Raw genomic sequence first — 22,076 nt, forward strand, 5'->3', positions numbered from 1 at the left:
GGCCGGCGGTACGCCGCGCCGGGAGGCGCGGGGACCACGCCGTGGAAAAGAGGGTGGAATATTAGTGTCATGAGAGCCCGGGTACTGGTCGTCGACGATGACCCCGCGCTGGCCGAGATGCTCGGCATCGTGCTGCGCAGCGAGGGGTTCCTGCCCTCGTTCGTCGCCGACGGAGAACGGGCATTGGCCGCGTTCCGGGAGAATCGGCCCGACATCGTCCTGCTCGACCTGATGCTGCCGGGGATGAGCGGCATCGACGTGGCTCGGGCGATCCGCTCCGAGTCGGGCATCCCGATCGTGATGTTGACCGCCAAGAGCGACACCGTCGACGTGGTCCTCGGGCTGGAGTCGGGCGCGGACGACTACGTGGTCAAGCCGTTCAAGCCCAAGGAACTGGTCGCCCGGATGCGGGCCCGGCTGCGCCGGGGCGAGGACGCCGCGCCGGAGCTGCTGACCATCGGTCCGCCCGGCAACCAGATCAACATCGACGTCCCGGCGCACACCGTGAGCCGGGACGGCGAAGAGGTCAAGCTGACCCCGCTGGAGTTCGATCTGCTGGTGGCGCTGGCTCGCAAGCCGCGTCAGGTCTTCACCCGGGAGGTCCTGCTGGAGCAGGTCTGGGGCTACCGGCACGCCGCCGACACCCGGCTGGTCAACGTGCACGTCCAGCGGCTCCGCGCCAAGATCGAGCCGGATCCGGAGCGACCCGAGGTGATCCTGACGGTGCGGGGAGTCGGCTACAAGGCGGGCACCGGATAGCCTGGGGTGCACTGTGGCCCGCACCCTGACCTCGTCGTCCGCCCTTCTCGCCCGTACCGCCGCGACCGGGCGGCGGCTCCGGCGCGCCAGCTCGGCCCGGGCGGCGCGGGCGGTCACCGGCCTGCACCGCACCTGGCGGCGCTCGCTCCAGGTGCGGGTCGTCACCATCACCCTGGTGGCGTCGAGCCTGCTGGTCGGCGGGTTCGCCTATCTGGTCGCCGACAACATCACCGAGATCGTGCTGGACAACGCCACCAGCGACGTCAAGACCCGGCTCGAGGACGGCCAGGAGTACGCCTCCGAGCAGCTCAGCAACCACACCACCGTTGCCGAGCAGGGGGTGCGGGCCACCCTGGAGAACACCGTCAACTACCTGGCCGGCGGAGACCCGGCCCAGCTCGGCGGCGTGGTGGTGTCGCTGCGGGTCACCGGCGTCGCGCCAGCCACCTCGCCCCAGGTCGACATCGACGGCATCCTGACCCCGGGGCTGGAGGACAAGGTCCGGGGCGGCGACATCGCGCACCAGTTCCGCACCGGTGACCTCTTCGACAAGGGGCCGACGAAATACCTGGTCTACGGCTCGCCGGTGCCGACCCGGCTCGGCCAGGTCGAGCTCTACTACTTCGTACCGCTGACCCGGTGGGACCAGATCGCGGACGGCTCCCGGGCCACCGTGCTGGCCACCGGGTTCGCCCTGGTCGTCCTGCTCGGGCTGCTCTCCGGGCTGGTGACCCGGCTGGTGGTCAATCCGGTACGGGTCGCCGCCCGCACCGCCCAGCGGCTCTCGGCGGGGCTGCTCGACCAGCGGATGGTGGTCAACGGCGAGGACGACCTGGCGATGCTCGCGTCGTCGTTCAACCAGATGGCGACCAACCTGCAACGCCAGATCGTCCGGCTGGAGGAGATGTCCCGGCTGCAACGGCGGTTCACCTCGGACGTCTCGCACGAGCTGCGTACCCCGCTCACCACCGTACGGATGGCGGCCGACCTGATCTACGCGGAGCGGGACGACTTCGACCCGGCGGTCACCCGTACCGCCGAGCTGCTGCACGCCGAGCTGGACCGGTTCGAGGACCTACTCACCGACCTGCTGGAGATCAGCCGATTCGACGCCGGGTTCGCCATGCTGGACGCCGAGCCCACCGACCTGGTGCCGGTGGTGCACCGGGTGGCCGACCGGCTGGAGTCACTCGCCAGCCGCTGCGGTACGCCGCTGCGGGTCACCGTGCCGGAGACCCCGGTGATCGCCGAGGTCGACCCGCGCCGGGTGGAGCGGATCCTGCGCAACCTGGTCGGCAACGCGGTGGAGCACGGTGCCGGGAAACCGGTGGCGGTGGTGCTGGCGGCGGACGAGACCGCGGTGGCGATCACGGTCCGGGACCACGGCGTGGGGCTGAAGCCCGGCGAGGAGAAGCTGGTCTTCAACCGGTTCTGGCGGGCCGACCCGTCGCGGGCCCGGCAGACCGGTGGCACCGGGCTCGGCCTCTCCATCAGCCTGGAGGACGCCCGGCTGCACGGCGGCTGGCTGGAGGCGTGGGGCGCGCCGGGCGAGGGGGCCCAGTTCCGGCTGACCCTGCCGGCCCGGGCCGGTGACCGGCTGACCTCGTCGCCATTGCGGCTGGTGCCGGCCGACGCGCCGCTGGGGGGTACGGACGGCCTGGGCTGGACCGTCCCGACCCCGGTCGGCGGCGCAACCACCGCAGCGCCGCCCGGCGCGGACCGTCCCGGGGCCGCCGCCGACGGCCCGACCCCGGCCGGCGGTCCGAGCGTGTCGGCCGACGGGGCGATGGACGCTCCCGACGCCCCGGTCGGGACAGCGGCCCCGGACGAGGCCGTCGAGCCGGTACCAGGCGGGCTGGCCGCTCCGAGGGCTCCGGCCGACGCCGAGCGGAGCGAGGTGACCGGTTAACGCTCCCCCAGGTGTACCGCTCCGTCTCGCCCACACCCAGCCGCATCCGACACTTCCGCCCGGCACAGGGAGTCGACGCCATGCCGAAAACCAACGCCACGCCTGACCGCCCTCTCCTCCCCATGGCCAACGCCAGGACTTTCTCGGGCGGCTCTTGATGAGCCGGCGCGGCATCGCGCTCGGGGCCGTGGCGGTGCTGCTCTCCGGGCTGGCCGCCTGTGGCATCCCGGGCGAGAGCGACGTGCGGATCGACGGCAGGGGGCCGGTGGCCGACACCGCTCCGGCCGACCACCCGGCAGCGCAGCCACCCGGCCGTACCACGAGTGGCAGCGACCCGGAGGCGTTCGCGAAGAACTTCCTCACCGCCGCGGCCGGCGAGCCGGGCGAGGCGTACGAGCGGGTCAACGAGTACATCGAAGACAGCAAGCAGTTCAAACCGAAGGCGGACGACAAGGGCGACATCAACGTCGTCCGGGTCGACGTCGACGGTGGCGGGATCGAGGTCACCCAGAACAAGGACGGCACCAGTCTGGTGACGGTCGAGGTCCAGCAGATCGGAGTGCTCCGGGCCAACGGCTCGATCGGCGAGCCGGTGCAGCAGAAGACGGAGTACTCCTTCGTCGTCGGCGCCGCGCCGACCGACCCGGGGACGGGCGGCGGGCTGTGGGTGCTGCAGCCGCCGGAGGTGCTGCTGATGACCGACGACGCCCTGCGGGACTACTACCAGGAACACACCATCTACTTCTGGAACGCCAACGGCACCTCGCTGGTGCCGGACCTGCGCTACCTGCCCCGTACGGTGCCGGTGCAGCGGCACGCCACCGAGGTGCTCGAGTGGCTGACCGGTGGCCCGTCGGAGTGGCTCAAGTCGGCCGTCGCGCTGCCCGAGGGCACCAGTCCGGTAGGTAACGTGCCGGCGCCGGAGGAGGGGGGCCGGCTGGAGATCAACCTCGCGGTCAAGGCCGGTGCCCTGGAGACCAAGCTCGAACTGGAGAAGCTCTTCACCCAGATCGTCTGGTCCCTGCGGAACAACCAGTTGCTCGACAACGAGCTGGAACTCAAGATCCAGAACCAGTCCAGGATGATCGAGGTCGCCGCCGACTACCGCCGGGACCACCCGCTCTACCAGCTCAACGGTGCCGCCGCCCGGTACGGCGTGTTCGCTGGCCGGATCTATCCGTTGACCAACCCGGGCGAACCGAGGCCGGTGCCGATTCCCGCCGCGGAGAACCACGACATCGTCACCGCCGGGGTGAGCCGCAACGGCGACGACGTCGCGGTGGCGCTGGTCGTCCGGGACGGCGAGTCCTTCCGACTGCGTACCGGCACCGGCCCGGGGGTGGCGACCAGCCTGCTGACCAGCGAGGAGAAGTACGACGACCTCAGCCGTCCGGTGTGGCTGAAGGAGGCGGGGATCGGCGGACCGGTCGGGTTGGTCGTCGCCCAGGGCAAGCTCTACACCTTCACCGCCGGAAGTCCCCGGCTGACCCGGGTTTCCTTCTCCGGTACGGATCTCGGCGCGACGGCGGTGGCGGCGTCGATGGACGGCAACCGGATCGCCTTCGTCTCCGGCGGCCGGCTCTACGTCGCCGGGGTACGCCCGGTCGACGGTGGGTTGAACGTCGAGCCGGCCCGCCAGGTGGCCACCTCGCTGCACTCGCTGAGCGCGGTGGACTGGTTCGGCGAGAACCTGCTCCTGGTGGCCGGGGTGGACAGCGAGGACGCCAAGGCGATCAACCGGATCAACGTGGATGGCGCGGTGGAGTCGGGGCAGATCAGGTACGTCAGCGCCGCCCCCGTCGAGGCGCTGGCCGCCGACCCCACCTCCCTGGAGGCGCCGCCGCTACCCCCGACCTACGAGGCGAACGAGGTCGCCTTCGTCTCCGACACGATCATCACCCGGAGCCAGATCGCGCCCGGTGCGGGTGAGCCGCCGCCCAACGTGAACTCGGCCACCGCCTCCTTCTACCTCTACTGACCTGTTCGGGGGCGCGTGGTGCTGGCGGGGGTCTGGGCCGAGCTGACCGACCTGGTGCTGCCGGCCGAGTGTGCGGGCTGTCGTGCCGAGCGGTTGCCGCTGCGCCAGGGCGCCTGCCCGGCCTGTGCCGCCGCCCTGCGGGCACTGCGCCCGACCCCGGTACGCCCCACCCCGGCACCGCCGGGCCTGCCGGACTGCGTGGCGCTCGGCAGCTATCAGGGCGCGCTGCGGGAGTCGCTGCTGTCGTACAAGGAACGGGGCCGGCACGGCCTGGCCCGGCCGCTGGGCAGGCTGCTCGCGGAGGTGGTGGCGGAGGCCGTCGGCCAGCGCCGGCCGGTGCTGCTGGTGCCGGTGCCGGCGACCGCACGGGCGGTACGGGCCCGGCACGGCGACCATCTGCGCCGGCTGGCCCGGCACTGCGCCGTCCGGCTGCGGGCCGCCGGCTGGCCGGTCGCGACGGCCCAGCCGCTGCACGCGGTGCCCCGGCCTGATTCCGCGACACTGGACAGCGCCGGCCGGGCCGCAGCGGCCCGGGACGCGTTCCGGCTCCGGGCCGGCCGGTCGCGGGCGGTCCGCCGGATCGCCGCCGGCCGGGCGGTGGTGCTGCTGGACGACATCGTGACCACCGGGGTCACGCTGGCCGCGGTGACCAGACGGCTGGAGAGCGCCGGCATTCCGGTGTACGCGGCGGCGGTGCTGGCCGCCACCGTCCGGCGGGGGCGCGGATAACTGAACCTTTCCGACCTGGACCGCGGCGCTCACGCACCGCGCCCGACCTTGCGGTCCGCCGGACCGCAGGGGGAGGTTGGAAAAGGTTCACTCTGCGTGCCATTACATTCACCCCGTCGTGCACCTCCTGCAAATCTTCTCGAATTGGTCTTGGTGACCGGGGTGACTGACGGGTCGATTGGGGTTAGCGTCTTATTTACCGGGGGTATGACGGATGTTCCACCGCCCCGCGGACGCACGTGGAGGGAGGCATCGCCGTTGTTCTCGATCCGGTCAAGCCGAATGGACACTCCAGGGGCGGGCTGACCGGGATTTTTGTTTCCGCAGACTCTCCGATGGCGCAGGGAGGTCACGCATGGATCTCGTGGTCAAGGGTCGAAACGTCGAGGTGCCGGATCATTACCGAGTGCACGTAGCCGAGAAGCTCGCCAAGATCGAGCGCTACGACCACAAGCTTATTCGGATCGACGTGGAACTCTTTCACGAACGCAATCCGCGACAGTCCGATCACTGCCAGCGAATAGAGATTACCTGCATCTCCCGCGGACCCGTGGTCCGTGCGGAGGCGTGCGCGAAGGACTTCTACAGTGCCCTCGACGCGGCGATCTCGAAGCTCGACACGAGACTGCGCCGGGCCGCCGACCGGCGTCGCGTACACCGTGGCCGGCACGCCCCGGTCTCCGTCGCCGCCGCCACCGCCCGGCTCCCGGTCGTCGATGCCGGTGACTCGGCGCTGGCCACCCTCACCGCCCCCGCACCCGCGAGGTCGAACGGCAACCGCCGTGCGGTCTCCGAACCCGAGTTCGACGAGTACGACGACGCGCAGCCCTGGCACATCGCCCGGGAGAAGCTGCACCCGGCCGAGCCGATGACGGTCGACGACGCGCTGTTCCAGATGGAACTCGTCGGCCACGACTTCTACCTGTTCCTGGACAAGGAGTCCCGCCGCCCCAGCGTCGTCTACCGGCGCAAGGGCTACGACTACGGCATCATCGCCCTGGCCGGCTGATCCCCTGCGGTGTCCCACCGGCCCCGGGGATGGTCCCGGGGCCGGTGGGTTCGACCGTGCCCGCCGGTCCGCCTGAGGCGTCGACCGCCGAGCACGACGCGTCGCACGAGCGTGCCGGCCGGGCCGTCGCACGAGCGTGCCGGACCGGTGGTCAGCCGCCGACTCCAGGTCGACCGGGGTCCGTGGAGAGCCCGAGATCGCCGGGGAGCAGGGCGCCGACCCAGGCGTCGACCCGGTTGCCCCGGTGGTTGAGGGCGTGCCGCGCGGTGCCCTCGAAGGTGAAGCCGGCCTTCTCCACGGCCCGGCGCGAGGCGGTGTTGCCCACGTTGGCCCGCCACTCGATCCGGGCCAGGTTCAGGGCGGTGAAACCCCAGGCGGAGACGGCCGCGACCGCCGCCGGGCAGTAGCCACGGCCGCGCACCCGTGGGGCGACCAGGTAACCCAGGTCGCCGACCAGGGGATCGGCCGGGGAGATCCGGAGTTCCATCACCCCGGCGTACCGGTCGGACCCGTCGGCGATCGCGAAGACCGCGCCGGTGCCCCGACGCCACACCGTCGGGCCGTGCTCGTGCACGAAGAACTCCGCGTCCGACCGCTGGTACGGGTCAGGAACAGTGGTCCAGCGGATGCTCTCGGGGTCGCGGCAGGCGTGCACGATCGCGTCCAGGTCGGGCTCGTGCAGCGGGCGGAGCCGCAGTTCCGTACCGTCGGCGGCCCGGGCGAAGAGCACCGGTTGGGGCGCGGCGAAGAGGGCAGCCCGGCGTGCCTGCAGCGAGCCGCTGCCGGCCGGGCCGCTCGCCGGTCCACCGCCGTCCGGCTGGTCCGGGTCGGTGCCGGCCAGGTCGTCCGGCAACAGCGAGCCGATCCAGCCGTCCCGGGTACCGCGCGGATGCGGGTCGGCGAGCCGGAGCCGTCCGTCGACCTGGAAACCGGCCCGCAGGGCGACCAGCCGGGACGCGTGGTTGCCGACCTCGGCCTGCCAGGTGATCCGGCGCAGCCCCAACTCGGCGAAGGCCCACCGGCTGACCGCGCGGGTGGCCCGGACGGCCACCGCCCGGCCCCGGGCCCAGGGGGCGGTCCAGTAGCCGACCTCCCCGGACCGGAGCACCGGGTCGATGGTGATCAGCCCGCAGGAGGCGAGGAGTTCGCCGGTGGCACCGTCGCAGACCGCGAACGGCGCTCCGGACCCGGTCGACCAGGCCTGCGGAGCCCGCTTGGTCACGAAGTCGATCGCGTCCTCCAGCCGGTACGGGCTGGGTACGGTGGTCCAGCGCTGGATGTCCGGATCCTGGCACGCCCGGCGTACATCCTCGGCGTCCTCGGCCCGCCACGGCCGGAGCAGCAGCCCCGCCTCGACGATCTCGACCCCGTCCGGCCGGCTGTTCTGGTTCATCGGCTCATCGTGCCGGAGGGTTCGCCCTGGGCGTAACCGGATTTACCGGCCCTCAAGGCTGCTATCGGACAGAATGTCCGGTTAGTTGAACGGGAGGGGCGGCGCGACTGACGATTGGGCCGGTGATGCGCCTACGATGGTTCGGCAGACTGTCTAGGGGAGCGTTGATCCGTGTCGATTCTGGAAAAGGTCCTCCGCGCGGGCGAGGGGCGCATGGTGCGCCGGCTCAAGGCGATCGCCGCTGCCGTCAACTCGATCGAGGACGACTACGTCAACCTCACCGACGAGGAGCTGCGGGCGCTCACCGACCAGTTCCGGGAGCGGCTGGCCGACGGCGAAACCCTCGACGACCTGCTGCCCGAGGCGTTCGCCACGGCGCGCGAGGCGGCCTCGCGGGTGCTCGGCCAGCGGCACTACGACGTGCAGGTCATGGGTGGCGCGGCGCTGCATTTCGGCAACATCGCCGAGATGAAGACCGGTGAGGGCAAGACCCTGACCTCGGTGCTGCCGGCCTACCTCAACGCCCTCTCCGGCAAGGGCGTGCACATCGTCACGGTGAACGACTACCTCGCCGAGCGGGACGCGGCCTGGATGGGGCGGGTGCACGAGTTCCTCGGCCTGACCGTCGGGGTGATCCTGCCGAACCGGCCGGCCGCCGAGCACCGGGCCGCCTACGAGGCCGACATCACCTACGGCACCAACAACGAGTTCGGGTTCGACTACCTCCGGGACAACATGGCCTGGAGCCGGGAGGACCTGGTCCAGCGCGGGCACAACTTCGCGATCGTCGACGAGGTCGACTCCATCCTGATCGACGAGGCCCGGACGCCGCTGATCATCTCCGGCCCGGCCGAGCACTCCGCCCGGTGGTACACGGAGTTCGCCGGGGTGGTGGCCCGGCTCCAGCCCGGCAAGGACGGCGAGGGCGACTACGAGGTCGACTACGCCAAGCGGACCATCGCGGTGACCGAGCGCGGCGTCGCCAAGGTGGAGGACCGGCTCGGCATCGACAACCTCTACGAGTCGGTGAACACCCCGCTGGTCGGCTACCTGAACAACGCGATCAAGGCCAAGGAGCTCTACAAGCGCGACAAGGACTACATCGTCAGCGAGGGCGAGGTCCTGATCGTCGACGAGTTCACCGGCCGCATCCTGCACGGCCGCCGCTACAACGAGGGCATGCACCAGGCGATCGAGGCCAAGGAAGGCGTGGAGATCAAGCAGGAGAACCAGACTCTTGCCACGATCACCCTGCAGAACTACTTCCGGCTCTACAACAAGCTCTCCGGCATGACCGGTACGGCCCAGACCGAGGCCGGCGAGTTCAACAAGGTCTACAAGGTCGGTGTGGTGACCATCCCGACCCACCGTGACATGATCCGGATCGACCGGCCGGACGTGATCTACAAGACCGAGCGGGCCAAGTTCAACGCGGTCGTCGAGGACATCGCCGAGCGGCACGCCCTCGGCCAGCCGGTCCTGGTTGGCACGGTCTCGGTGGAGAACTCCGAGGTGCTGTCCCAGCTACTGCGCCGCCGGGGCATCCCGCACGCCGTACTCAACGCGAAGTTCCACGCCAAGGAGGCGGAGATCATCGCCCAGGCCGGGCGCAAGGGCGGGGTCACGGTGGCCACCAACATGGCCGGCCGGGGCACCGACATCCTGCTCGGCGGCAACCCCGAATACCTGGCCAACACCGAGCTGCGGCAGCGCGGGCTCGACCCGGTGGAGCACGCCGACGAGTACGCCAAGGCGCTTGAGGAGATCCTTCCGCGCTGGAAGGAGGCGTGCGACGCCGAGGCCGAGGAGGTCTCCTCGGTCGGCGGCCTCTACGTGCTCGGTACCGAGCGGCATGAGTCCCGGCGGATCGACAACCAGCTCCGCGGTCGGTCCGGCCGGCAGGGCGACCCGGGCGAGTCCCGGTTCTACCTCTCGTTGCAGGACGAGCTGATGAAGCGGTTCCGGGCCGGCGCCGTCGAGGCCGTGATGGAGCGGTTCAACATCCCGGAGGACGTCCCCATCGAGTCCAAGATGGTGACCCGGCAGATCAAGAGCGCCCAGGCCCAGATCGAGGGCCAGAACGCCGAGATCCGCAAGAACGTCCTCAAGTACGACGAGGTGATGAACAAGCAGCGCCAGGTGGTCTACGCCGAGCGCAAGCGGGTGCTCAACGGCGAGGACCTGAACGACCAGATCCAGCACATGATCGAGGACGTGGTGACGGCGTACGTCACCGGGGCGACCTCGGACGGCTACGCCGAGGACTGGGATCTCGACCAGCTCTGGTCCAGCCTCAAGCAGCTCTACCCGATCGGCGTCACCATCGACGACATCGTCGAGGAGTCCGGCGGAGAGCGGAACACCCTGGACGCCGACTTCCTGCTGGAGCAGCTCAAGCAGGACGCCTTCGCGGCGTACCAGCGCCGTGAGGAGGAGCTAGGCAGCGAGGCGATGCGCCAGCTGGAGCGGATGGTGCTGCTCCAGGTCATCGACCGCAAGTGGCGCGAGCACCTCTACGAGATGGACTACCTCCAGGAGGGCATCAGCCTCCGCGCCTACGCCCAGCGCGACCCGGTGGTGGAATACCAGCGCGAGGGCTTCGACATGTTCGCCACCATGATGGACGGGATCAAGGAGGAGACGGTCGGCTTCCTCTACAACCTGGAGGTCCAGGTCGAGGAGGCGAAGCCGGCTCCGGCCGACTCCGGTCCGGCGCCGATGCCGATGCCGGCCGAGCCGCCGGTCGAGATCCGGGCCAAGGGCCTGGGCCGGGCGCCCAGGACCCAGGGTCTCCAGTACTCGGCACCGACCATCGACGGCGAGGCTCCGGCGACCGGCGGGGTGGCGGTCGAGCGCCCGCAGCCCCAGGCACCGGCGCTCGGCGTGGGCGGCCCGCCACCGCCCTCGGCGTCCCGGCGGCCGGCCCAGGGCCAGGCGGTCGGTGCCAACGCCCCGTCCCGGAACGCCCCCTGCCCCTGCGGCTCGGGCCGGAAGTACAAGCGCTGCCACGGGGCGCCCGGCGCCGCCTGATCGTCCCGGTGCCCCCGACCGCCGTCCGGTGGTCGGGGGCACCGCTGTCTCCGGATCGGGGTGGATGTCGACATCGGCGCTGAACCTCAACGCCTCACCGTCGGTGAACCCGGTCCCCAGCACCGCTCGCCGGCACCGGTGCCCGACCGGAGGGGCAGCGGTGACACCGGCCAGCCGGCGAGACGGTCGCGGTGAAGCCTGGTCCGGTCAGAGCAGGGCGACAGCGGTGCCGACCCAGCTTCCCCGGCGCCGCTCGATCCGGAACGCCATCGCCCAGGTACGCCCGGCGACGCCGACCACAGCGGCCGCCTCGACGACCCCGGGCCGCGGTTCACAGACCCTGAGCCGGCGCAGCCGTACGGTGCGGACCGGCTGGCCGGGCCGGCGCCGGCCGGAAACCCGGCTCGTGGCGGAGGCGAGTTGCGCGACCATGCCAGCGGCGTCGGGCGGACTGGCGAGGGCCCGTAGGTGCCAGGCCGGCCGGTAGCCGTTGACGATCTCCAGGCAGGTGTCCAGGAACCGCTTCGCCGCCTGCTTCGCCTCGGGCGTGGCGCCGGCCACGGCGTCCGCGACCGGCGGGCCGGCGGCTGCCCGGGAGGTGCCTGGATCCGGGAGGGCGGTGGCCCGGGAGGTGCCTGGATCCGGGAGGGCGGTGGCCCGGGAGGTGCCTGGATCCGGGAGGGCGGTGGCCCGGGAGGTGCCTGGATCCGGGGGAGCGGTGGCCCGGGAGGTGCTTGGATCGGGCCGGACGCCCGGGGTGGCCAGCCGTTCGGTGGATTGGGTCGGGCTCGTCGGTACAGCGGCCGGGCGGGTGCTCCGGCCGGGGTGGGGGCGCTCGGCGACGGCCGACCGGAACCGCTCGACGGCGGGCGGGACGCCCCCGGGCGGGGGTGCCGGGTTGACCCAGGTCTCCGGGACGCATTCGTCGTCGAAGGGCGGATCAAGGGGCGGCACGGGGCGCAGGCGCACGGTGGGCCGGACAGGCGGCCGGGTGCGGGCGAGGGGCATCCTCACTCCCTTCTTGATCTTGCGTTTGCTTTCGTTTGCCTCCGACAGGCTAATTTCTAGCCCATCCACTAGCCGTCGTCAATGACTCCACGCCGGTCGGTGGACCGTCGCGGACGCCCCGGCCTGCCCTGCCGCCCCGAGACCGCAAACCGTGCCCGGCCTCCGGGACGTGCGGCCCGGCCGCAGGCGTGGAGAACGGCGGTGGACGTGCGGCGACGGGCCCTCGGGCCGAGGCCGCGGCGAGGTCTCCGCCACATCGAGGCGGCTCGGGAAAAGGAGCGGGCGTCCGGTCGGAACGGACGGTAGCCGAGCGGTCTGACACCGCTGTCGGAAGCGGTACGGCGACTACTCGGGGAGGCGCTCCACCAGCGGATTACCGGCCACCCACTCGGCGGTCTCGGCGTACTTGCGCTGGATGTACTCCTCCAGGCGGGCCCGCTCCACCCGCCACTGGCCCCGGCCGCCGATTTTGATCGCTGGCAGTTCGCCGCTGCGCACCATGTGGTAGACCTGCGAGTCCGAGACGTTCAGCTCGGCGGCGACGTCGGACAAGAGCAGGAACCTGGGTTCCACGGAGAACTCCCGGTAGTCGGTGGCTGCCTTAGTTTGCCACCGACTGCGGTGTCGTCGCCTCCGCCGTCAGGTCCCACCCCGGCAGCGGACTGGAGTAGACCACGCTAGTGGTGACCGAGCCGAGCCCGGCGATCCGGCCCGCCACCATGTCCAGGCCGATCCGCTCCGGCACCACCACCGCCCGGTAGCCGGCGACCACCCCGGCCTCCTCAAGCCGTCGTACCCGTTCGGCCACCGCGCTCGGCGACATCGCCACCAGCCGGGCGAGTTCGGCGCAGACGGACGTCTCTGACGTGCACGCTGCCGTCGAGGCCGGAGAGCCCGGTTTCGTCCTGCTGGACACCCGGGACCTGGTCGCCTGGCGGCAGGGCCGACCTGGTGATCCGGGCCGCCGGCCCGCTGACCGCCCCGGTGCGGTCGCACTGAGCGGCGCGGCCCGACCCGCTCCGGGGTCCGCTGCCGCTCGGCGCGCCGTCGGTGTATTACCGTCGCGGGTGAACGGAGCGACGTCCTGCCCGGACCGGGCGCCGTCGCGGGCCAGCATCGAGCGGGGGAGACCTACGTGCCAGAGCAGCTCGTCCGGGTGTACGTCCCGGCCACCCTGCCGATGCTCGCCGAGTTGCGCCAGGAGGGCTGGATCATGACGGCCCAGGGGCACGCGGTCACCCCCGAACTGCGCGAGTGGTACGCCGAGGGCGACGAGGAGGAGTTGGAGTACGTCGCCTTCACCCGGGCCGCCCAGGAGGCGCTGCGGCTGCTCCGGGCCGATCCCGGGGCGCCCCGGCGCCGGGTCGTCGTCGCCGTGGACCTGCCGCCCGGGGTGGTGCACCGGGGCGACCCCGAACTCGGCTCCAGCACCGTACGGCTGGGCGGGCGGATAGGGATCGACGCGGTCGCCGCGATCCACGTGGACGGTGTCGACGCGACCGACGACGTCGAGGCCGCGGTCGACGTCGTCGAGCAGGCGCTGGCCGGCGACCCGGACGCGCAGTTCACGGTGGACAGCGCCGAGGACCACGAACTGGAGTGGTACGACCCATCGGAACTCGACTCGCTCTCCGGCGCCACCGGCTGACCCGGGACCGGTACGCCAGTCGCGGTCGCGGTACGTGCCTCAGGACGTGCCGGAACCCTTTTCAACCTCCCCTTACGGTCTGACGGACCGCAAGGTCGGACGCGGTGCGTGAGCGCCGCGCGGTCCAGGTTGACAAAGGTTCAGTCAGCGGCCGGCGACGTATCAGTCAGCGGCCGGCGACCGGCTCGGGACGGTCCGCCGGTTCGTGATCCTTCCCGGCGTCGGCGTCCCCCACGTCGGCGCCGGCATCGGCGTCGTCCGTGGCCGGCCCGTCGGACTCCGCCCTCGGGTTCCCGCCCGGAGCGTCCTCCTCGACAGCGTCCTCCTCGACCTCGTCCGTCGGCCGGTCGCCCTCGGCGCCGTCCTGGTCGGAGTCGCGGGGGCCGGGCGGCATACCGGTCGCCTCCTCGGCGGGCCGGAGCGTACGGCCGAAGGCGATGATCGCGGTGAGCGAGCCGAGGAAGAGCACCAGCAGCGCGTGGTTGATCCGGGAGCCGCCGAGCAGGCTCTGCGCGGCCCGGTCCGCCTCGCTGACCGCTCCGGCCAGCCGGAGGACCTCGGCCCCGGCCGTCCGGGTCAGCACCTCGGCGGCGAGCAGCAGCAGGCCCGGCCCGGCGCCGGCGATCAGGTACGCCGGCCAGCGCGGCGACGGCACCGGGCCGGTGGCCCGCTCGACGGCCCGCCGTCCGGCGACCCGCAGGTAGCCGAATGCCAGCAGCCCGGCGGCCAGCCCGCTGGCCAGCGAGGAGGTCCGGGAGAACCAGCGGAAGGCGGTGAGCTGCGACGCCTGGGTGTCGCCGGAGCCGTAGAGGTTGAGCACCGGGTCCTGGAAGTAGCTCAGCGCGAAGCCGACCGCGAAGACAGCCAGCCCGGCGGCGACGACGGCGGCCACCACCAGCGTGTTGCGCAGCCCTCCGGCGATCCCGCCGACCGTGGCGGCCGCCGCGGTGGTGCCGGCGAGGACCATGATCGCCGGGCCCCCGCCGTAGCTCAGCGTCACCACCAGGGCCGAGAGGAAGCCGGTGGCGAGGCCGGCGACCAGCGACACGAGGAATCGGGGAGTGCTGCGCCACACCCCGAGCCGGGTCATCAGGTTGCCCAGGACCAGACTGACCGCGGCACCGCTGACCAGGCTCGCCGAGATGACCCCGGGCAGGGCGTACGCGGCCGAGGTGATCGCCATCGAGGTGATGCCGGAGGAAGAGATCTCGGCCTTGGCCGACCAGAGCATCGCGGCCAGCCAGCCCAGGGCGAGCAGTGCGAGGACGAGCGCGCCGGGCGCCGGCACCAGGGACGGGGCGGCCGTCACCGGCGCCTCCGGCTCGACCGGTTGGTCGGGAGCGGAGGTCGCGGTCGTGCCGGACTCTTTCGTCATCATCTCCCCTTCAGCAGGTGGCCGGCCGTGGCGGCGGGGCGGCGACGGGGCTGCGGTGGCGTGGCCCAGCCGCCGGTCCCTCAGCGTACGCGGGCCCGTCGGGGCGGTGGCTCGGTGCCGGTACCGACGGGACGGAACGGACCTCCGCGGCGGTCGGCGCTGCCCGGGAAGTACCGGACGGGTGATGATCCGGTACGGCCGCCGCGGTCGCCCACCGGCGAGGGGGCCGGCGGCGGCAACCATGTAAGGATTGGCGCAGGTCCCGCCCCCGTACTCCCGGCATCTCCCGGGGCACGGGGTCGAGGTGCCCGGCCGACCGGTCGGCACCCGCGGGTCCGGTTTCGCCGTCGCTGTCGAGATCGCCCAGGAGAATCCCATGGACGCCGTTCTCTCCGTACCCGAACCGCGCAACGAGCCGGTCCGTGACTACGCGCCCGGCAGCGCCGAGCGGGCCAGCCTGCAACGCCGGCTCGGCGAGCTGGCAGCCGTTCGGCTCGAACTGCCGATGACGATCGGCGGTACGCAACGGATGGGCGCGGGTGCCGCGATCGACGTCGTAGCGCCGCACCGGCACCAGCATGTGCTGGGGGTCACCCACAACGCAACCAACGCGGATGCGCAGGCGGCGGTGACGGCTGCGAAGCAAGCCGCCCCGATGTGGCGTAATTTGTCCTTTGCCGACCGTGCCGCCGTTTTCCTCCGGGCCGCCGACCTGCTCGCCGGACCCTGGCGGGACACCCTGAACGCGGCGACGATGCTCGGCCAGTCCAAGACGGCGATCCAGGCCGAGATCGACTCCGCCTGTGAGCTGATCGACTTCCTGCGCTTCAACGTCGCCTTCGCCCGCAAGCTCCTTGCCGAGCAGCCGCTGTCGTCGAGCGGAGTGTGGAACCGGTTCGACCACCGGCCGCTGGAGGGCTTCGTCTACGCCGTCACGCCGTTCAACTTCACCGCGATCGCCGGCAACCTGCCGGCCGCGCCCGCGCTGGTCGGCAACACGGTGGTCTGGAAGCCGGCACCGACCCAGCAACTCGCGGCACACTTCACCATGCGGCTCTTCGAGGCGGCCGGCCTGCCGCCCGGCGTGATCAACATGGTCACCGGGGATGGCATCGCGGTCTCCGAGGTCGCCCTCGCCGACCCCGACCTGGCCGGCATCCACTTCACCGGGTCGACGAAGGTGTTCCAGAAGCTGTGGCAGGGCGTCGGCGCGAACATCGCGAACTACCGGGGCTACCCCCGGCTGGTCGGCGAGACCGGCGGCAAGGACTTCGTGGTCGCGCACCCGAGCGCCGACGTGGACGCACTGCACACCGCGCTGATCCGCGGTGCGTACGAGTACCAGGGGCAGAAGTGCTCGGCCGCGTCCCGGGCGTACGTGCCCCGCTCGCTCTGGGAGGGCGGCCTGCGGGACCGGCTGGCCGCCACCGCCGACGGGCTGGCGTACGGCGACGTCACCGACTTCACCAACTTCGGCGGTGCGGTGATCGACGCCAAGGCGTTCGCCCGGCACACCGCCGCACTCGACATGATCTCCGGTGACCCCGCCTGCCGGATCGTGGCCGGCGGCACCGCCGACGACTCGGTCGGCTGGTTCGTCCGGCCGACCCTCTTCGAGTGCGACGACCCGGGGCACAAGTCGTTCACCACCGAGTACTTCGGGCCGATCCTCGGGGTGCACGTCTACGAGGACGCGCGATTCGAGGACGCGGTGCGGCAGGCCGAGTCGGTCGCCCCGTACGCCCTGACCGGCTCGATCTTCGCGACCGATCGCCGGGTGGTCGACTGGGCCACCGAGACCCTGCGGTACGCGGCCGGCAACTTCTACATCAACGACAAGCCGACCGGTGCGGTGGTCGGGCAGCAGCCGTTCGGCGGTGCCCGGGCGAGTGGTACCAACGACAAGGCCGGCTCCTGGCACAACCTGGCCCGGTGGATGTCGCCGCGCACCGTGAAGGAGACCTTCGCCCCGCCAACCGACCACCGCTACCCGCACATGGACTGACCCCCCCCGGGGCTCGACTCCCGGCGGTCATTGAACCTGTTCCAACCTCCCCTTGCGGTCCGGCGGACCGCAAGGTCGGACGCGGTGCGTGGGCGCCGCGCGGTTCAGGTTGAAAAGTTCATCGGGTCATCGCCCGCGCCTGACTCCGCCGTCTCGGCGTCGCGTTCCGGCTCCGGGCTGATCGGGCCGGCGGCGGTCGACCAAAGTCCGGCCCCGTTCCGGCTCCTGCTCCGACACCCCGGGCGTCCGGTCCGGCTCCTGCTCCGACACCCCGGGGCCCGGCACACCGCCGGGCCCCGGTTCCGTGTCGGGTCCGGGCCGGCGCCGGGTCCCGGGTTCGTGCCAGCCGGTCCCGCCCGGCGTCCCCGGTTCGTGCCAGCCCGGCCGGGGCCGGCTCGCCACCTGATCCGATCGACCTAGCGTCACTTCCAGACAGCGGAAGGTGACCGCCCGTCGGCCAGCGGCGGTGGGACGGACGGCGACCCGGGGTCAGGGGAGGGCATGTGATGGATCGGGTGCTGTACGGCCGTTACCGGCTCAGACGGGAGGTCGCCTCCGGCGCGACCGGGGTCGTCTGGCGGGCCGTCGACCTGCGCGACGGCGAGCCGGTGGCGGTCAAGTTGCTGCGCCCGCTGGCCGCGACCCGGCCGGACCTGGTGGCAGCGTTCGCCGCCGAGACGGAGATCGTCGTCGGCCTCGACCACCCGTGCCTGGTACGCCCCCGCGACGTGCTCGGGCACGGGCGGGACCGCGCGCTGGTGATGGAGCTGGTCGAGGGGGTGGATCTGCGCCGGCGGCTGCACCGCACCGGACCGGTCCCGCCAGCGATCGCGGCCGAGGTGGCGGCACAACTCGCCGGTGCGCTGGCGTACCTGCACGGCCGGGACATCGTGCACGGTGACGTGAAACCGGGCAACCTCGTCGTGCCGGCCGACGGCGGCCTGGTCCGGCTGGTCGACTTCGGCGCGGCCCGCCGGGTGGGTGCCGGACCCGCCTGGCCGAACACCCAGGCCACTCCCGAGTACGTGGCGCCGGAGGTGGTCGACGGCGCCCCACCCACCCCGGCCAGCGACGTGTACGCGCTCGGCATCGTGCTCTTCGAACTGGTCAGCGGGCGCAGCCCGTATCGGGGCGGGCCGCCGGCCGAGATACTCGACCGGCACCGGCACTGCCGCCCCGTGCCGCCGCCGGGCCTGCCGCCGATGGTCTGGCAGTTCATCGAGGACTGCCTGGCGGCCGATCCGGCCGACCGCCCCGACGCGGCGCGGGCCGCCGCCCGGCTACGGGGCATGGAGCCGGCGCTGGACGGCCTGGCCGCGCTGCCCCGGCCCGCCGCGGACCAGGTCACCTGGTGGCCCCGGGCCGCCGGCACGGCCACCGGGACGGCCCCGGTCGGCTGCTCGCCCGCCCCGGCCGCCGGCCGCGCCCCCTACCGACCGGGCACTTCTGTACTCGCAGGCCGGGGCTGGTCCGGTTCGGCTGACACCGTTCCGCCCGGCCCGGGCGCGTCCGTTTCCGCTGGGCGGCGCCGGTCCGGTTCGGCCGACAACAGTGCGCCGCCCGCCCCGTCGACGGTGCCGGGTCTCGTCCGCCGCCATCGGCCACCCGTCGCGGCGGTGCTGGTGGGTGCCGGTGCGATCGTCACCGCCGCAGTGCTGGCCGCCCTGTCGGCCGGTGCGGGGACGATGCCCGATCGGCACCGGGGAGCCGTCCCCGTCGCACCGAGTCTGGTCGGATCGGCGCCGGAGGGTGCCGGGTCGCCGGCTGGCAGCCTGCCGCCGACGTCCGGTGCCGGGCCGACGCGTACCGCCCACGGGGTGCCGTCGGCCGCTCCGACCGGGGCGGTCGACGGCGAGCCGGCACCGGGCGGGACGATCCCGGTGCCCGGCGACACCCCGGGACCCGGGGACCCGGACGCGCCGGAGAGCGGCCGGGATCCGCTGGTCGGTCCCGACGAGCCGGGTACGACGCCGCCCGGCGAGCCCGACGCCCGGCTGGAGCGGTCCGGGCCGGAGCCGACCTGCCCCCGTTCGCCGAACCGCCCGCCCTCAGCGCGGAACGGCCAGGCGTACGGCAGGATGCTGTCCAGCCTCGACGGCCCGGACCGGTGCGGGTGTACGCCCTGTGCCGGCCGGTGAGCCGCCCATCGGTGGGCGGACGGCCAGGCAGCACCTTGCGGCAAAAGCCCACATAAGCGATGAAAGTTGACTAACCTCCGCAATTGACACTTGCCCTGACCAGGGAGCCGCCGGCTGTCGACCGAGGAGCCGCGCGGGAGCGGACCCCCAGGGGTACCCGATCCCGCCGGACCGCGAAGTTGACCGTCCCGGCCGCCGACGGCGATCGGGACCCGCGCGGTGCGGCCGCCGGGAGGGCGCCGGGACGGCGCCACCGGGGCCGGTACGCGCCCGTCGGGTGGTCGGCTCCGCCGTGCCCGGTGAGCCCCGATCCATCGATCGTCCTCATCCGACTGTCGTCCCAGAACAGTGCACAATGGAGATGACGAACCAGCGGATAGTGCCAAATCCTGGACGCGGCGCCAGCAAAGTGGCAGCGTGGAGGGCATGGCGGATGTTGCAATCAATCCCACCGCGGCAGCCCTGCTCGGGCTGCTCCACGAAGGACCGATGACAGGCGGCCAACTGATGGCTGCCGCCGAGCGGCGCTTGGCGCCGTACTGGTCGATGACCCGGAGCCAGGTCTACCGGGAGTTGCCGGCGTTGGCCGAGCAGGGACTGGTCCGGCTCGGCAAGCCCGGCCCCCGGTCCAGCCAGCCGTACGCGATCACCGCGGCCGGGAAACGGACGTTTTCCCGCTGGCTCACCGAGACGCCGGGGCGGGACACGGTGCGTAACCCGACCGCACTCCGGGTGGCCTTCGGCCCGCAGCACTCGGCCACCCAGTTGCGCACCCTGGTGAGCAGCGCCAACGAGTACCACACCGAGGCGCTCGCGGCAGCCCGGGAGCAGGCCAGGGACGCCAAGAAGGCCGGTGACTCGTACGGTGCCGCCGCCCTGGAGTTCGCGGTGGCGTACCACAAGGCGGCCCTGTCCTGGCTGAAGAGCGCGCCGGTCTGACCCGGATCCGGCCCGGCCGGCCGGTCCGGGTGACGCCCGGCGGACGCGCCGAAGCGCTTCGCTGGCGGTGGCGACCCGGTCCCGCGGACGACCAGTACTCTTGACTGTCGTGACCGCTGCCGAATACGCCGACCAACTCAAGGATCTTGACGCTACGCTCCGCAACATCGAGGCCGTCCTCGATGTCGATCGTCTGCGTCAGGCCAAGGCGGAGCTGGAGGAGGCGGCCTCCGCGCCGGACCTGTGGGACGACCAGGCTCGCGCGCAGGAGGTGACCTCCAAGCTTTCGTACGTCAACGGGGAGATCGCCAAGCTGGAGAGCCTGCGCGGTCGGCTCGACGACGCCCGGGTGCTGCTGGAACTCGCCGAGGCGGAGGCCGACGCGGGCGTGCTCGGCGAGGTCGGGACGGAGATCGGCGGGCTGACCAAGGCCATCCAGGAGATGGAGGTTCGCACCCTGCTGTCCGGGGAGTACGACTCCCGGGAGGCGCTGGTGGCGATCCGGGCGGGTGCCGGTGGCGTGGACGCGGCCGACTTCGCCGAGATGCTGCTCCGGATGTACCTGCGCTGGGCCGAGCGGCACGGCTACCCGACCGAGGTCTACGAGACGTCGTACGCCGAGGAGGCGGGCCTGAAGTCGGCCACCTTCGCGGTCAAGGTCCCGTACGCCTACGGGACGCTCAGTGTCGAGGCCGGCACGCACCGGCTGGTCCGGATCAGCCCGTTCGACAACCAGGGGCGCCGGCAGACCAGTTTCGCCGGGGTCGAGGTGCTGCCAGTCACCGAACAGACGGACCATATCGACATTCCGGAAAACGAGCTGCGGGTAGACGTCTACCGTTCGTCGGGGCCGGGTGGGCAGAGCGTGAACACCACGGACTCGGCGGTGCGGATCACACACATCCCGACGGGCATCGTGGTCACCTGCCAGAACGAGAAGTCCCAACTCCAGAACAAGGCGTCCGCGCTGCGCGTGCTCCAGGCCCGGCTGCTGGAGCGGAAGCGCCAGGAGGAGCAGGCCAAACTGGAGGGCCTGAAGACCGACGCCGCGGGGTCGTGGGGGGACCAGATGCGGTCGTACGTCCTGCACCCGTATCAGATGGTGAAGGATCTGCGTACGGAGCAGGAGACCGGCAACCCGGCTTCGGTGTTCGACGGTGATTTGGACGGATTTATCGAGGCGGGCATCCGGTGGCGCAAGCAGCGCCAGCTCGCCGGTGACGCCGCGTGAACACGGCTCGCGTCCACCTCGCTGCGGTGCGTCGACATCGGTGATCGTTTCCATGTGCAGGGCGTGAGGGACGCCGGACGCAGTGCAGTTTCGCGATAAATGTCGGCCGGACAGGCCGGGCTCCGGGCTTGGCCTTTTCGTTACGACGCGTAGACTCACCACCCGTGATTCAGCTTGAGCAAGTGACGAAGACGTACCCGAAGGCGTCCCGGCCGTCGCTCGACAGCGTGTCGGTCTCGATCGAGAAGGGTGAGTTCGTCTTCTTCATCGGCCCCTCCGGTTCCGGCAAGTCGACAATCATCAAGCTGCTGCTGCACGAGGTGACCCCGAACAAGGGTCGGGTCATGGTCAACAACAAGGACGTCACCTCGATGCGCTCCTGGAAGATCCCGAACTTCCGGCGCTCGATCGGCTGCGTCTTCCAGGACTTCCGGCTGCTGCCCAACCGCACCGCGTACGAGAACGTCGCGTTCGCCCTCGAGGTCATCGGCAAGACCAAGGCGGTCGCCCGCCGGGTCGTGCCCGAGGTGCTGGAGCTGGTCGGGCTCGGCGGCAAGGAGCACCGCTACCCGCACGAACTCTCCGGCGGTGAGCAGCAGCGCGTCGCGGTGGCGCGGGCCTTCGTCAACCGGCCACTGATCCTGCTGGCCGACGAGCCGACCGGAAACCTCGACCCGGACACCTCGATCGAGATCATGCGCCTGCTGGACCGGATCAACCGCACCGGCACCACGGTCGTGATGGTCACCCACGACTCCAACATCGTCAACCAGATGCGCCGTCGCGTCATCGAGATCGAGAGTGGTCGCATCGTGCGTGACCAGGCCCGGGGCGTCTACGGCTGACCTCCCCGTCGTGCCGTCGCGGCCAGCCCTCGGTCGCGCCCGGCACCGGCCCTGATTCGACGACGAACGACTCCTGCGGA

14 protein-coding genes and 4 pseudogenes are annotated in these 22,076 nt (G+C 71.9%); 13 read left to right on the top strand and 5 right to left on the bottom strand.

The genetic code is table 11. The annotated features are described in order from the left end of the window. The first annotated feature begins 69 nt into the window (after nt 1-69). From mtrA to ACSMXO_RS06405, 6 genes and pseudogenes are all read left to right on the top strand, one after another. Nucleotides 70-759 carry an MtrAB system response regulator MtrA gene (gene mtrA, locus ACSMXO_RS06380; protein ID WP_101369873.1) on the top strand — a complete coding sequence of 230 codons (690 nt, stop codon included), beginning with the start codon at nt 70-72 and terminating at the stop codon, nt 757-759. A 121-nt stretch (nt 760-880) separates the two neighbouring features. Next, nucleotides 881-2,668 (top strand): MtrAB system histidine kinase MtrB, encoded by a 1,788-nt coding sequence (mtrB, locus tag ACSMXO_RS06385; RefSeq protein ID WP_455419184.1) that lies wholly within the window; start codon nt 881-883, stop codon nt 2,666-2,668. Between the two features lie 157 nt (nt 2,669-2,825). Continuing rightward, the gene (locus ACSMXO_RS06390; protein ID WP_455417028.1) at nt 2,826-4,646 is read left to right on the top strand and encodes an LpqB family beta-propeller domain-containing protein; all 1,821 of its coding nucleotides are present in this window, start codon (nt 2,826-2,828) and stop codon (nt 4,644-4,646) included. A gap of 18 nt (nt 4,647-4,664) precedes the next feature. After that, nucleotides 4,665-5,375 carry a ComF family protein gene (locus ACSMXO_RS06395; protein ID WP_455419185.1) on the top strand — a complete coding sequence of 237 codons (711 nt, stop codon included), beginning with the start codon at nt 4,665-4,667 and terminating at the stop codon, nt 5,373-5,375. A 355-nt stretch (nt 5,376-5,730) separates the two neighbouring features. After that, nucleotides 5,731-6,094: pseudogene (gene hpf, locus ACSMXO_RS06400) on the top strand (ribosome hibernation-promoting factor, HPF/YfiA family); the annotation flags it as partial. Nucleotides 6,095-6,183: 89 nt separating this feature from the next. Further along, nucleotides 6,184-6,384 (top strand): annotated as a pseudogene (locus ACSMXO_RS06405) (sigma 54 modulation/S30EA ribosomal C-terminal domain-containing protein); the annotation flags it as partial. Nucleotides 6,385-6,535: 151 nt separating this feature from the next. Here the strand turns inward: ACSMXO_RS06405 and ACSMXO_RS06410 are convergent. After that, a complete protein-coding gene (locus ACSMXO_RS06410) occupies nt 6,536-7,777 on the bottom strand; it encodes a GNAT family N-acetyltransferase (protein WP_455417029.1) in 1,242 nt (413 codons plus the stop codon). A 171-nt stretch (nt 7,778-7,948) separates the two neighbouring features. Here ACSMXO_RS06410 and secA point away from each other — a divergent pair, with 171 nt between their 5' ends. Then, nucleotides 7,949-10,807 carry a preprotein translocase subunit SecA gene (gene secA / locus ACSMXO_RS06415; protein ID WP_346260081.1) on the top strand — a complete coding sequence of 953 codons (2,859 nt, stop codon included), beginning with the start codon at nt 7,949-7,951 and terminating at the stop codon, nt 10,805-10,807. A 207-nt stretch (nt 10,808-11,014) separates the two neighbouring features. Here the strand turns inward: secA and ACSMXO_RS06420 are convergent, their stop codons facing one another. From ACSMXO_RS06420 to ACSMXO_RS06430, 3 genes and pseudogenes are all read right to left on the bottom strand, one after another. Further along, the gene (locus ACSMXO_RS06420) at nt 11,015-11,815 is read right to left on the bottom strand and encodes an Rv3235 family protein (protein WP_455417030.1); all 801 of its coding nucleotides are present in this window, start codon (nt 11,813-11,815) and stop codon (nt 11,015-11,017) included. Between the two features lie 345 nt (nt 11,816-12,160). Next, the gene (locus ACSMXO_RS06425) at nt 12,161-12,388 is read right to left on the bottom strand and encodes a helix-turn-helix transcriptional regulator (protein ID WP_318402053.1); all 228 of its coding nucleotides are present in this window, start codon (nt 12,386-12,388) and stop codon (nt 12,161-12,163) included. A 139-nt stretch (nt 12,389-12,527) separates the two neighbouring features. Then, nucleotides 12,528-12,662: pseudogene (locus ACSMXO_RS06430) on the bottom strand (Lrp/AsnC family transcriptional regulator); the annotation flags it as partial. Nucleotides 12,663-12,950: 288 nt separating this feature from the next. On the opposite strand from ACSMXO_RS06430, the gene ACSMXO_RS06435 reads away from it, so the two are divergent. Then, on the top strand, nt 12,951-13,463 hold the full coding sequence (locus tag ACSMXO_RS06435; RefSeq protein WP_455417031.1) for a DUF6912 family protein: 513 nt from the start codon (nt 12,951-12,953) through the stop codon (nt 13,461-13,463). A gap of 367 nt (nt 13,464-13,830) precedes the next feature. On the opposite strand, the pseudogene ACSMXO_RS06440 reads toward ACSMXO_RS06435, so the two are convergent. Beyond that, nucleotides 13,831-14,838 (bottom strand): annotated as a pseudogene (locus tag ACSMXO_RS06440) (hypothetical protein); the annotation flags it as partial. Between the two features lie 376 nt (nt 14,839-15,214). Between ACSMXO_RS06440 and pruA the strand changes: the two are divergent. The 5 genes from pruA (at nt 15,215) to ftsE (ending at nt 21,996) form a co-directional block, all read left to right on the top strand. Beyond that, the gene (pruA, locus tag ACSMXO_RS06445; RefSeq protein WP_346260077.1) at nt 15,215-16,843 is read left to right on the top strand and encodes an L-glutamate gamma-semialdehyde dehydrogenase; all 1,629 of its coding nucleotides are present in this window, start codon (nt 15,215-15,217) and stop codon (nt 16,841-16,843) included. Between the two features lie 506 nt (nt 16,844-17,349). Next, on the top strand, nt 17,350-18,981 hold the full coding sequence (locus ACSMXO_RS06450; protein WP_455417032.1) for a protein kinase domain-containing protein: 1,632 nt from the start codon (nt 17,350-17,352) through the stop codon (nt 18,979-18,981). Nucleotides 18,982-19,407: 426 nt separating this feature from the next. Beyond that, the gene (locus ACSMXO_RS06455) at nt 19,408-19,920 is read left to right on the top strand and encodes a PadR family transcriptional regulator (RefSeq protein WP_346260076.1); all 513 of its coding nucleotides are present in this window, start codon (nt 19,408-19,410) and stop codon (nt 19,918-19,920) included. Between the two features lie 109 nt (nt 19,921-20,029). Beyond that, nucleotides 20,030-21,151 carry a peptide chain release factor 2 gene (gene prfB / locus ACSMXO_RS06460; protein ID WP_346260075.1) on the top strand — a complete coding sequence of 374 codons (1,122 nt, stop codon included), beginning with the start codon at nt 20,030-20,032 and terminating at the stop codon, nt 21,149-21,151. Between the two features lie 164 nt (nt 21,152-21,315). After that, nucleotides 21,316-21,996 (top strand): cell division ATP-binding protein FtsE, encoded by a 681-nt coding sequence (gene ftsE, locus ACSMXO_RS06465; RefSeq protein WP_101369892.1) that lies wholly within the window; start codon nt 21,316-21,318, stop codon nt 21,994-21,996. Nucleotides 21,997-22,076: the final 80 nt, after the last annotated feature.

This window comes from Plantactinospora sp. DSM 117369 (assembly GCF_053764795.1).